The organism is Amycolatopsis sp. NPDC047767, from assembly GCF_040704195.1.
In the GTDB taxonomy this organism is placed as follows: Bacteria; Actinomycetota; Actinomycetes; order Mycobacteriales; family Pseudonocardiaceae; genus Amycolatopsis.
The window spans coordinates 98,116-109,644 of the sequence record NZ_JBEYSJ010000018.1; the positions used below are offsets into that span (position 1 = coordinate 98,116).

Here is an 11,529-nt window from a genome sequence, read left to right on the forward strand (position 1 = left end):
CCGCCGACGAGGTTGTGGCCCTGGACCGGCACCGTCGTGCCGCCGCGTGGGGAGAAAACTGCGCAGCGACGCGGGCATTGGGGACCGACGCTGAAATCGTGGCCCCACAGGGGCACCGCGGTGCCGGTGCGGGCCGAGAGAACTGCGAGGGGCTGCGGCCGTCGGGAACCGGCGCTGAAGTCCTGACTCCACTGCGATACCGCGGTGTCTCCCCGCGCGGCAAAGATCGCGCGGCAACGCGATCGTCGAGAACCGATGCTGAAATCGCGGCCCCACGAAGACACCGCGAAACAAACCCGCGCCATCAAACCCTCGGAGCATCGTGGCCATGGCGAGTTGACGCTGAAGTCCTGGCCCCACAGAGACACCACGGTACCGGCGGCGGCCGAGAGGACCGCGAAGCGCCGTAGCCATGGGGAGCTGAGGCTCAAGTCCCTGCCCCGCAAAGACACCGCTATGCCGACGCGGGCCGAGACGACCGCGAAGCGGCGTGGTCATCGGGAACCGACGCTGAAGTCGTGGCCCCACAAGGACACGGCGGTGCTTTCGCGGGCGAGCCAGGTGGTGTCGTCGACTTGGCGGCCTTCGCAGCCGTATTCGAGGTCGAAGCCGCCGGGGGTTTTCATGTAGAAGGAGAGCATGAGGTCGTTGACGTGGCGGCCGAGGGTGGCGGACATCGGCACCGAGCGGCGGTGGGCGCGGTCGAGGCAGAGGCCGACGTCGTCGGTGGATTCGACTTCCAGCATGAGGTGGACGATGCCGCTGGGGGTGGGCATCGGGAGGAACGCGAGGCTGTGGTGGCGGGGGTTGCAGCCGAAGAAGCGGAGCCACGCGGGTGGGCCGTCGGCGGGGCGACCGATCAGCTGGGGCGGCAGGCGCATGGAGTCGCGGAGGCGGAAGCCGAGGATGTCGCGGTAGAAGGCGAGTGCGGCGGCGTCGTCGTGGGTGGAGAGGACGACGTGGCCCAGGCCTTGGGGGCCGGTGACGAAGTGGTGGCCGTAGGGGCTGACGACGCGGCGGTGCTGGAGCGCGACGCCGTGGAAGACTTCGAGCGTCGTGCCGGAGGAATCGGCGAAGGTGATCAGTTCGGCGACGCGGCGGTCGGCCAGTTCGTCGGGAGTGCCTTCCTTGTAGGGCACGGAGGCAGCGGCCAGGCGGGTGCGGATGTCGTCGAGTTCCGCGGCGTTGGCGGCTTCCCAGCCGACTTGCGCGAGGCGGTCGGCGGGGCCTGGGACGATGACGAGGCGGGCGGGGAAGTCGTCCATGCGCAGGTACAACGCGTCGGGGTTGGGGCCGGTGCCTTCGACCAAGCCCAGGACCTTCAACGCATAGACGCGCCAGGCGGGGACGTCGGTCGCTTCGATGCGGAGGTAGCCGAGGGAACTGATGGCCATTACGGACTCCCGAAGAGATCGACTGCGACACGGAGATGGCCCAGGGAACCAATCGCCCTCACGCACGCCTCCAAGAAGCCGACGGCAACACGGAGCCAGCTCCGGGAACCGATGGCCATCACAGGCTCCCCAAGAAGGCGACGGCGGTACTGAAGCAGCTCAGCGAACCGATCGACATCACGGACTCCCCAGGAAGTCGAGGGTGAGGCGGTTGAACTCGTCGAACTTTTCCACCTGCGCCCAGTGGCCGCAGTTGCCGAAGACGTGGAGGTGGGCGTGCGGGATGGTTTTGAGGGCGAGGAGGGCGCCGTCGAGGGGGTTGACGCGGTCTTCGCGGCCCCAGACGAGCAGGACGCGGTGGCGGAGGTGGTGGGCGTCGCGCCAGAGGAGGCCGTCGGTGGGGGACGTGGCGAAGGAGTGGCCGAGGGAGCGCATGGCGGCGAGGGAATCCGGGGTCGAAGCGGCGGCGAAGCGCTCGTCGATCAGGGCGTCGGTGATCAGGGACTGGTCGTGGACCATGATGCGCAGGAAGGCGGCCATGCGGTCGCGCGTGGGGGAAGCGGCGAAGCGGCCCAGGAGGCGCACGCCCTCGGTGGGGTCGGGCGCGAAGAGGTTCACGCTCAGGCCGCCGGCGCCCATCAGGACCAGGCGGCCGGCGCGCGAGGGGTGGTCCAGGGCCAGGCGGACGGCGGCGCCGGCGCCCAGGGAGTTGCCGACGAAGTGGGCGCGGGCGATGCCGAGGGCGTCCATGAGGCCGACGATGGCGTCGGCGCTGTGGCGGAAGTAGTGGGGGTGCTCGGTGGGCTTCGACGACTCCCCGAAACCGGGCTGGTCGACGGCCAGCGTGCGGTACACCTTGCCGAACTCGGGCAGGGTGCGGCCGAAGTTGGACCACGCCGAGGCGCCCGGGCCGCCGCCGTGGAGGAGGATCACGGTTTCGGCGTGCTCGGGGCCGGCTTCGTGGTAGTGCAGCGAGAGTCCACTCGGGACGGAAACCACAGAACCCATCACACCATCGCATTCTCGACGGGCAGCCCGAAGGCGCCGGTGCCGAACATGACGTATGCGCGCTCGGCGTCGTTGGCCGCGTGGACGCGGCCGGCGTGCGCGTCGCGCCAGAAGCGTTGGATGGGCGTGCCGCGTTGGAGCGCGCGGCCGCCCGAGTTTTCGAAGAGGCGGTCGATCGCCGAGATCGCGCGTTCGGTGCCGCGGACCTGGTCGCGCCGCACACGCAGCCGGGTGGAGAACGGCAGCTTCTCACCGCGGCACGCCAGCTGGTACAGCTCGTCGATGTTGTGCGTGAGCTGCAGCCACGCGGCGTCGATCTCGCTGGCCGCCTCGGCGATGCGGATCTTGGCGAACGGGTCGTCCTGCGCCTTCTCCCCCGCGTACGCCGCCCGCACGCGACGGCCCTGGTGCTCCACGTGCGCGTCGTACGCACCTTGGGCCATGCCGATGATCGGCGCGGTGATCGTGCTGGGGTGCACCGAACCGTAGGGCAGCTTGTACAACGGCCCCGGGTTCGCCTCCTGGCCGGGCGTCCGGCACTTCGACGTGGACACAAAGGACAGTGCTCGGTAAGCAGGCACGAAGACGTCCTCGACCACGACGTCGTTGGACCCCGTCCCCCGCAGGCCCACCGTGTCCCACACGTCCACAAGGGAGTAGTCGGCCTGCGGCAGCAGGTACGTGCAGAAGTCCACCGGAGCACCGTCCGCGAACGCCGGCGCGCCCAGCAGCACCCACGTGCAATGGTCGCAGCCGGACGAGAAGCTCCACCGGCCCGACAGCCGGTAGCCGCCGTCGACCACGGTCGCCTTGCCCATCGGCGCGTAGGACGACGAGATCCGCACGTCGTGGTCCTCGCCCCACACGTCTTCCTGCGCCCGCGCGTCGAACAGCGCCAGGTGCCACGGGTGGACGCCGAGGATGGACGCGACCCAGCCCGTGGACCCGCACGCGCTCGCCACGAGCTTCACCGCGGTGTAGAACGTGACCGGGTCGGCTTCCAGTCCACCATACGGCTTCGGCTGCAGCAAGCGGAAGAACCCCGTCTCCTGCAACGCCTTGACGGACTCGATCGGCACGCGCCGCGCGTCCTCGGTCTCCTGCGCGCGTTCCCGCAGCACCGGGAGCAGGTCACGCACCCCCGCGATCACGGCAGCCAGCTCGCTCATCGGCCGTCCTCTCGTTCGACGAGACCAAGACTAGAACACGTTCTCGTTTTTGTCGACGCGGTCCGGCTCCAGCGCACTGCTCTTCCCTGCCCGGCGCCCGGAAAACACGCAGTCCGCCAGCGAGAGACCGCTCACGTAGAACCTGGAACAGATTCCCACCGCCGTCCGTCCCGCCGCGTACAGACCGCGCACGCCGGCCACCGCGCCGGTGTCCTCGTCGACCACGAGCCCACCCAGCGTCAGCATCGGGCACGGGTAACCAAGACTCGGTTTCACCGACACGTCGATCAGTGAAAACGGCGGAGTGTCCAACGGCCGCGCGAACTCCGCCGGCTTCCCCGCCGGATCCGGGCCGGAGCGATACGCGTCGTACGTCGTCCGGAGCCCGGCGGGATCGACCCCGGCGCGGCGCGCGACGTCTTCCAAAGAAGCACCCGTGACGCGACCGCGGCCGAGCAGATACCGAAGCTGCAGCCATGCGAACCACTGCCCCTGCTTGCGCCCGTCGCGCCGAGCCTCGGCAACCACCGGCGCGTCGACGAGCAGCCAGGCCCGCCCGCCGTGCGCGGTGATCATCCGCTCGCCGATCGCCGCGCCGTACCGGGATTCGTCGATGATCCGCCGCCCGTCGGCGTCGACGAGCAAGCCGCCGAGGAACGCGGCGGGCGGCGTGAGGAACCGCCACGCCGAGATCCGGTCCATCTCCGCAACCCGGCCACCGACCGACAAACCCCATCGAATTCCCGATCCGTCGTCAGCCGAGGTCCCCAGCGCGAGGCCGCCGCGATACGCCGGCGCGTGCTCGCGCACCAACGCACGGTTCGCGATGAACCCGCCCGCCGCGAGCACCACACCGCGCCGCGCGACGATCCGCACCTCACGCGAATACTGCTCTTCCAGCCGCTCCACCCGACGATGCAACGAGCGCCGAAGCGGCGGCAGATAAATCCCCGGCTTCGCCGCGTACGAAGCCAGCACCGCATGCCGCCGGCGCGCCCACGAAGAAGCCAAGCGATCCGCGACAACCCCCGTGACCGCACCAGAAGCGTCGACCACAAGACTGCGCGCCCGCGTCTGCGGCACCACCCGCACGCCCCGCGCCCGCGCCGCCGCGAGCAGCCGTGCCATCAGCAGCTTCCCCGACGTCCCCGGCCCCTTGACGCGATGCCCGCGCGGCGCCGGCGCGGCCGCGTCCCGGAACCCGCCCGACGCCTCGCTCCCGGAGTAGTACAGGTAGTGCGCGTTGCTGGGATACGACGTCTTGTAGGGACACAGACTCCCCTCGAACCGCACCCCCAGCCCTTCGAGCCACCGGATCATCTCCGGGCTCGTCTCGCAGAACCGCCGCAACGTCCGCGCGGACACGACCCCGTCGGTCTCCAGCCGGAGGTACTCGAACATCGCGTCGACGCTGTCGGAAACTCCGGCGTCGACCTGCTGCGAAGTGCCACCCCCGGCGTAAATCACTCCGCCACTCACCCGGCTCGCGCCACCACCCGAGAACCGGTCGAGGAGCAGCACCTCGGCCCCCGCGTCGGCGGCCTCGATGGCCGCGCACGCGCCGGCCGCGCCGGCTCCGATCACGACGACGTCTGCCACGAGCTCGTCCATGTCGGCCACCCTAGAACTGGAACACGTTCTCGTCTATGGTGACAGAAGCTGCTCCGAACAGGCCAGGAACTCGCGATAACACGTTACATGTGAGGTGGCATGGCGAACGAGTACGACGTGGTGGTCGCCGGCAGCGGCGCCGCCGGGATGACCGCCGCGCTCGCCGCCGCCCGCCGGGGTCTCAGCGTGGTCGTGCTGGAGAAGGCGGCGTGCTTCGGCGGCTCGACGGCTCGCTCCGGTGGTGGCGTCTGGCTCCCCGGCAACCACGCGCTCAAGGCGGCCGGCATCGACGACCCCCCGGACAAGGCGCGCGAGTACCTGGCCGCGATCGTCGGCGACGTCGTGCCCGAGGCCAACCGCGAGGCCTTCCTCAAGCACGGGCCCGAGGTGCTGGACCTCATCACCGACCACACGCCGCTCGAGTTCCGCTGGGTGCCGGACTACAGCGACTACCACCCCGAGGCCCCCGGCGGACGCGCCCAAGGCCGCTCCGTCGAACCGAAACCGCTCGACGCCAAGCTCCTGGGTGCCGACCTGGCGCACCTGGAGCCCCCGTACAGCGCGCCGCCGCTCGGCGTCCCGATCACCCAGTCGGACTACCGCTGGCTGAGCCTGCTCGCCCGCCACCCGCGCGGCCTCGCCCGAGTCGCCAAGCTCGGCACCCGTTGGCTGGCCGGACGGGTCCGCGGACAGCAGCCGATCGCCATGGGGCAAGCGCTTGCGGCCGGGCTTTTCCTGGGGCTCCGGCGCGCCGGCGTCGACGTCCTCCTCAGCACCCCACTCGTCGAGCTCACCACGGAAGACGGCCGCGTCACCGGGGTGCGAACCCCCGGCAAGACCTTCCATGCCCGGCGCGGCGTGCTGCTCGCGTGCGGCGGCTTCGAGCACAACGAGGAGATGCGCACCAAGTACCAGCGCGCCCCGATCGGCACCGAGTGGACCGTCGGCGCCGCCGCCAACACCGGCGACGGCATCGCGGCCGGCCTCAAGCTCGGCGCCGCCACCGACCTGATGGACGACGCGTGGTGGGGTCCATCGATCCCCCTCACCGGCGGCCCGTGGTTCGCCCTCGCCGAGCGGTCGCGGCCCGGCTCCCTCATGGTCGACGCACGGGGCACCCGGTTCGTCAACGAGTCCGCGCCCTACGTCGAGGCCGTCCACGCGATGTACGGCGAAGGCGACGGCCCCGCCGAGCACATCCCGACGTGGCTCGTGTTCGACCAGCGCTACCGGGACCGCTACCTGTTCACCGGCATCGGCCCGAGGCAGCCGTTGCCCGGCCGCTGGTACAAAGCCGGCATCGTGGCGAAGGCGCCGACGATCGAAGAACTGGCTACGAGGATCGACATCGACGCCGAAGCCCTGCGAAGCACCGTCGAACGCTTCAACGGCTTCGCCCGCACCGGCGTCGACGAAGACTTCCACCGCGGGCGAAGCGCCTACGACCACTACTACGGCGACCCCCGCAACCGGCCCAACCCCAGCCTCGGCCCGCTGGCCAAACCGCCGTTCTACGCGGTGAAGATCGTGCCCGGCGACCTGGGCACCAAGGGCGGGCTGCGCACCGACGAACACGCCCGCGTGCTGGGCGAAGACGGCTCCGTCATCCCCGGGCTGTACGCGGCGGGCAACACCAGCGCGGCCGTGATGGGCCGCACCTACGCCGGGCCCGGCGCGACGATCGGGCCCGCGATGGTGTTCGGCTACCTTGCGGCCGAGCGGCTGGCGACCGAAGATCGGACCGGCACGGGAGGCAGCCAGTGACGTCAGCACCGCGAGAGACCGTCCGCACCATCGACGTCGGCGCGCCGCCCACGCGCTTCGCCCGTGGCTGGCACTGCCTCGGTCTCGCCGACACCTTCCGCGACGGGAAACCCCACGGCATCGAGGCGTTCGGCACGAAGCTCGTGGTCTTCGCCGACTCGACGGGCCGGCTCAACGTGCTCGACGGCTACTGCCGTCACATGGGCGGCGACCTCACCCAGGGCTCGGTGAAGGGCGACGACGTCGCCTGCCCGTTCCACGACTGGCGCTGGAACGGCGCCGGCAAGTGCGTCTCGATCCCCTACGCCAAACGGGTTCCGCTTCGCGCGCGGACGCGGGCGTGGCGCGTGCTCGAGGAGAACAAGCAGCTGCTCGTGTGGCACGACCCCGAGGGCTACCCGCCGCCCGACGACGTGGTCATCCCCCGCGTCGAGGGCGCCTTCAGCGACGAGTGGAGCAACTGGACCTGGGACTCGCTCCTCATCGAAAACGCCAACTGCCGCGAGATCATCGACAACGTCGTGGACATGGCCCACTTCTTCTACATCCACTACGCCTACCCCACGTACTTCAAGAACGTGTTCGAAGGCCATGTCGCCACGCAGTTCCTCAACACCAAGGGCCGTCCCGACATGGGCATGGCGTCGAACTACGGCGGCGAGGACAACCTGCTGCGCTCGGAAGCCTCGTACTTCGGGCCGTCGTACATGATCAACCACCTGGTGAACTCGTTCCAGGGCTTCGAGATCGAGAACGTCCTCATCAACTGCCACTACCCCGTCACGCCGACGTCGTTCGTGCTGCAGTGGGGGATCATGGTCAAGAAGCTGCCCGGGATCTCCGACGAGCACGCGGACAAGATCGCCGCGCGGCTCGCGAAGAGCATCGGGGTCGGGTTCCTGCAGGACGTGGAGATCTGGAAGAACAAGACCCGCATCGACAACCCGTTGCTGTGCGAGGAAGACGGCCCGGTCTACCAGCTGCGCCGCTGGTACGAGCAGTTCTACGTCGACGCCGACGACGTCACCGAGGACATGACCCGCCGCTTCGAGTTCGAGGTCGACACCAGCAAGGCCAACGAGGCGTGGGCCGCGGAGGTGGCGGAGAACCTGGCGCGACAGCGCGCGGAGGCGGAAGAGGCAGGCGTGTGACGGCCGAGGCCACGGAGTTCCTCACCGCCGGGCTGCGGCCGCACGAGTGCCGCAGCTGCGGAACGTTCGTGCTGGTCAAGAAGAACAGCCTCGCGCACACGAGCATCCAGTGGACCACCGACGCTTCGCGCAGCTGCCCCGTTTTCGCGGCGCACGTGGCCGCGGGCCGGCACCCCGCGTTGCTCGACACGTGCGAGAAGCTGGCCGACAGCATCGCCGGCGCCGTGGCCGACGGGAGCCTCGCCGTGGCCGACGAGTCTCGCAACGGGGTGGTGTGCGGTGGCTGACGTGGTGAAACTGACCGTGGCCGAGGTGATCGTCGAGACCGCCGACGCGCGCTCGATCGTGTTCGCCGTCCCGGAAGAGCACCAAGCCGCCTTCGCCTACGCACCCGGCCAGTTCCTCACGCTGCGGATCCCCAGCGACCGCACGGGGTCTGTCGCACGCTGCTACTCGCTGTCGAGCGCGCCGCACGAGGGCCGGGTGCAGGTCACGGTGAAACGCACGGGGTTCGGCTCCGGCTGGGTGTGCGAAGAGCTGCGCGAGGGCGCGGAGATCGAGGTGCTGCCGCCGGCCGGGGTGTTCGTGCCGGCGTCGCTGGACGGCGACTTCCTGCTGTTCGCGGCGGGCAGCGGGATCACGCCGGTGATGTCGATCCTCAAGTCGGCGCTGCGGCACGGCCGCGGGCAGGTCGTGCTCGTGTACGCCAACCGCGACGAAGCGTCCGTCATCTTCGCCCGGCAGCTCGCCGAGCTCACGACCCGGCACCCGGATCGGCTGACCGTGCTGCACTGGCTCGAAAGCCTGCAGGGCCTGCCGTCCGCGCGCACGCTCGAAACGCTCGCCGCGCCCTACCGCGGCCACGACGCGTACCTCTGTGGGCCGGCGCCGTTCATGACCGCCGCCAGGACCGCGCTGACCGAGCTCGGGGTGCCGCGCGAGCGCGTCCACGTCGAAAAGTTCCACTCCCTCACCGGAAATCCCTTCGACCGGACACCACAACCCGAGTCCCCGGAAGCAGGCGAGACGGCCCGGCTCACCGTCGACCTCGACGGCCAGACCCGCACCCTCGCCTGGCCGCGGCAGCGGAAGCTGCTCGACCACCTGCTCGCCGAGGGCCTCGCCGCACCGTACTCGTGCCGCGAAGGCCAGTGCAGCGCTTGCGCGTGCCGCCTGGTGTCCGGTGAGGTGAAGATGCTGAACAACGAGGTGCTGGACGCCGAAGACCTCGCCGACGGGATCGTGCTGGCCTGCCAGTCGCTGCCTGTCACGGACGAGGTCTCCGTCAGCTACGAATAGGGAGTACTCCGTGCCCATTGACCCCACGCTCGCGATCGGTGCCGACCTCGGCGAGGTGCGGTCCGCGTGGACGCCGTCCGACGTGCTGCTCTACCACCTCGCGCTGGGTGCCGGCGCCGACCCGGTCGACGAGCGCGAGCTGCGCTACACCTACGAGCAGGACCTGCGGGTGATCCCGACGTTCGCCACGGTCGCGGTCAACCTGCGCACGTTCACCCCGCCCGCGCTCAAGTTCCCGGGCGTGGACATCGACCTTGCGAAGGTGCTGCACGGTACGCAGGAGATCGAGCTGCACCGGACCATCCCCGTCGACGGCGAAGGGGTGGCGCACACGCGCATCACGGACGTGTTCGACAAGGGCAAGGCCGCCGTCCTCGTGCAGGAGACGACGGTGGCCGACGCCCAGGGCGATCCACTGTGGACGGCCCGCTCCGGCATCTTCGCTCGCGGCGAAGGCGGCTTCGGCGGCGAGCGCGGGCCGGCGCAGAAGCTCGCGTGGCCCGAGCGTGAGCCCGACGCTGTGCTCGACATTCCGACGCTGCCTCAGCAGGCGCTTTTGTACCGCCTGTGCGGCGACCGCAACCCGCTGCACGCCGACCCCGCGTTCGCGAAGGCGGCCGGGTTCGACCGCCCGATCCTGCACGGCCTGTGCACCTACGGCGTGGTCGCGAAAGCCCTCACCGACGCCTTCCTCGACGGCGACCCCACCCGGATCCGCTCGTTCGGGACGAAGTTCGCCGGCGTGGTCTTTCCGGGCGAACCGCTGCGCACGCGCGTGTGGCGCGAGAACGACCGGCTGCTGGTGACCACGACCGCTCCGCAGCGTGACGACGCTCCTGTGCTGTCCGACACAGTGCTCGTGCCACGCTGAGCCGACCGCCAGTATTACGGTGTCGGAAAGGACACCGGAACAGGGACGGGACGGCGGATGGCGGACGAGCACGCTCTCGGTCAGCACAGCGGCACCTTCTTCGTGGTCCGCGGGCCGGTGGAGCCGGGTGACAAGCGCGGCCGCGAGCTGGGCTTCCCCACGGCGAACATCGCGCTGCGCAACCAGAGCGGGCAGGTCGGTGACGGCGTCTGGGCCGGGTGGGCCGAGCGCGCGGACGGCACGCACGTGGCCGCCGCGGTGTCCGTCGGGCGCCGCCCCACGTACTACGGCGCCGACGGCTACCGGCTCGTCGAAGCGCACCTGCTCGACTTCAAAGGCGACCTCTACGGCGAGACGCTCACGGTCTGGCTCGGCGCGCACCTGCGGGAGCAGCAGAAGTACGAGTCCGGCGAGGAGCTGATCGAGGCCCTCGACGGCGACGTCGCCGCCACGCGCAAGTGGATCGAGGAGAACCCGGCGAGCGAGCTGCCGGACCTCGGCACCCCGCCACCCGACGGTGAGGTCCGCCGGATCGGCTGACCCGCCCGAGCCTGACCACAGCGAGTCACACGGCGGCGAGCAGCAGGTACCCCATACCCGCACCCATCACCGCGCGGCACACCGTGCGCGAGGTCAGCCCGGGTGCGGCGGCACCGCGGATGCGCACCGCGACCACGCCCGACCGTGCGGCGTCGGCCACGAAGTACACCGCACCCGCTACGGCGAGCAGGGGCAGTGCGAGCCGGGTGTCCATTGAGGACATCGTGAGCCACGGGCCGTGGGCCATGCCGCCGTGGGGCATTGCGCTCACCATGTACAGCATCGCGGCCGCCGACAACGCGTGGTGACCGCAGCCCGAGGTGTGGGCCTGGCCACGCCCGCGCCACCAGGCGAACCCGAACCACGCCGCCGTGAGCACGAACACCGCCTGCCAGCCGGCGGCGGGGATGGGGCCGCCGACGGGCGAGATCATCGCCACCATGGCCACCACGAGCAGCAGCTCGGCGAGGTCGGCGTGGCGCACGCCGGAGCCGAGGCGCGCGTAGTCGAGCCGCACGAGCCGCAGCACGCACGGCAGCACGAGCACCGCGAAGACCGCGGTGAGCAACCACGCCACCAGCACCGGTGCACTCATGGCGAGCCCGTGAAGACGGTGGATCCGGACATCGTCGTGCCTGCTTTCACGCTGCGTTGCTGATCTCACGTCCACGGTGGCATTCCACGGCGGGTGAGCACCAGCCAGCAAAGAGGTGAAAGCCGTT

The 11,529-nt window shown here is 70.4% G+C and carries 11 protein-coding genes; 6 read left to right on the top strand and 5 right to left on the bottom strand.

Annotated features, from left to right (window positions below):
- Positions 1–494: 494 nt before the first annotated feature.
- The 4 genes from hsaC to AB0878_RS29290 form a co-directional block, all read right to left on the bottom strand.
- Positions 495–1,394, bottom strand: a complete 900-nt coding sequence (gene hsaC, locus AB0878_RS29275) for an iron-dependent extradiol dioxygenase HsaC (RefSeq protein ID WP_366583437.1) — start codon at positions 1,392–1,394, stop codon at positions 495–497.
- 177 nt (positions 1,395–1,571) lie between these two features.
- Complete coding sequence (gene hsaD, locus AB0878_RS29280) at positions 1,572–2,402, bottom strand: 4,5:9,10-diseco-3-hydroxy-5,9,17-trioxoandrosta-1(10),2-diene-4-oate hydrolase (protein ID WP_366583438.1); 831 nt, start codon at positions 2,400–2,402, stop codon at positions 1,572–1,574.
- A complete protein-coding gene (gene hsaA, locus AB0878_RS29285; RefSeq protein WP_366583439.1) occupies positions 2,402–3,571 on the bottom strand; it encodes a 3-hydroxy-9,10-secoandrosta-1,3,5(10)-triene-9,17-dione monooxygenase oxygenase subunit in 1,170 nt (389 codons plus the stop codon). The genes hsaD and hsaA overlap by 1 nt, the downstream gene beginning before the upstream one ends.
- A 30-nt stretch (positions 3,572–3,601) precedes the next feature.
- Positions 3,602–5,182 (bottom strand): FAD-binding protein, encoded by a 1,581-nt coding sequence (locus tag AB0878_RS29290; RefSeq protein WP_366583440.1) that lies wholly within the window; start codon positions 5,180–5,182, stop codon positions 3,602–3,604.
- Positions 5,183–5,281: 99 nt separating this feature from the next.
- Here AB0878_RS29290 and kstD point away from each other — a divergent pair, with 99 nt between their 5' ends.
- From kstD to AB0878_RS29320, 6 genes are read left to right on the top strand one after another with little or no spacing between them, the layout of a single operon-like run.
- Positions 5,282–6,946 (top strand): 3-oxosteroid 1-dehydrogenase, encoded by a 1,665-nt coding sequence (gene kstD, locus AB0878_RS29295; RefSeq protein ID WP_366583441.1) that lies wholly within the window; start codon positions 5,282–5,284, stop codon positions 6,944–6,946.
- Positions 6,943–8,097 (top strand): Rieske 2Fe-2S domain-containing protein, encoded by a 1,155-nt coding sequence (locus AB0878_RS29300; RefSeq protein ID WP_366583442.1) that lies wholly within the window; start codon positions 6,943–6,945, stop codon positions 8,095–8,097. Before kstD ends, AB0878_RS29300 begins: the two co-directional genes overlap by 4 nt.
- On the top strand, positions 8,094–8,384 hold the full coding sequence (locus AB0878_RS29305; protein ID WP_366583443.1) for a hypothetical protein: 291 nt from the start codon (positions 8,094–8,096) through the stop codon (positions 8,382–8,384). Before AB0878_RS29300 ends, AB0878_RS29305 begins: the two co-directional genes overlap by 4 nt.
- Positions 8,377–9,396, top strand: a complete 1,020-nt coding sequence (locus tag AB0878_RS29310) for a ferredoxin--NADP reductase (RefSeq protein ID WP_366583444.1) — start codon at positions 8,377–8,379, stop codon at positions 9,394–9,396. The genes AB0878_RS29305 and AB0878_RS29310 overlap by 8 nt, the downstream gene beginning before the upstream one ends.
- A 10-nt stretch (positions 9,397–9,406) precedes the next feature.
- A complete protein-coding gene (locus AB0878_RS29315) occupies positions 9,407–10,267 on the top strand; it encodes a MaoC/PaaZ C-terminal domain-containing protein (RefSeq protein WP_366583445.1) in 861 nt (286 codons plus the stop codon).
- A 57-nt stretch (positions 10,268–10,324) separates the two neighbouring features.
- A complete protein-coding gene (locus AB0878_RS29320; protein WP_366583446.1) occupies positions 10,325–10,807 on the top strand; it encodes a riboflavin kinase in 483 nt (160 codons plus the stop codon).
- A 25-nt stretch (positions 10,808–10,832) separates the two neighbouring features.
- Here the strand turns inward: AB0878_RS29320 and AB0878_RS29325 are convergent, their stop codons facing one another.
- Complete coding sequence (locus AB0878_RS29325) at positions 10,833–11,402, bottom strand: DUF5134 domain-containing protein (RefSeq protein ID WP_366583447.1); 570 nt, start codon at positions 11,400–11,402, stop codon at positions 10,833–10,835.
- Positions 11,403–11,529: the final 127 nt, after the last annotated feature.

Bases quoted from the DNA above. Each gene is read 5' to 3' on its own strand.
- AB0878_RS29325 (WP_366583447.1), bottom strand. From the start codon at position 11,402: ATGAGTGCACCGGTGCTGGTGGCGTGGTTGCTCACCGCGGTCTTCGCG.
- AB0878_RS29320 (WP_366583446.1), top strand. From the start codon at position 10,325: ATGGCGGACGAGCACGCTCTCGGTCAGCACAGCGGCACCTTCTTCGTG.
- kstD (WP_366583441.1), top strand. From the start codon at position 5,282: ATGGCGAACGAGTACGACGTGGTGGTCGCCGGCAGCGGCGCCGCCGGG.
- hsaC (WP_366583437.1), bottom strand. From the start codon at position 1,394: ATGGCCATCAGTTCCCTCGGCTACCTCCGCATCGAAGCGACCGACGTC.
- hsaD (WP_366583438.1), bottom strand. From the start codon at position 2,402: ATGGGTTCTGTGGTTTCCGTCCCGAGTGGACTCTCGCTGCACTACCAC.
- AB0878_RS29290 (WP_366583440.1), bottom strand. From the start codon at position 5,182: ATGGACGAGCTCGTGGCAGACGTCGTCGTGATCGGAGCCGGCGCGGCC.
- hsaA (WP_366583439.1), bottom strand. From the start codon at position 3,571: ATGAGCGAGCTGGCTGCCGTGATCGCGGGGGTGCGTGACCTGCTCCCG.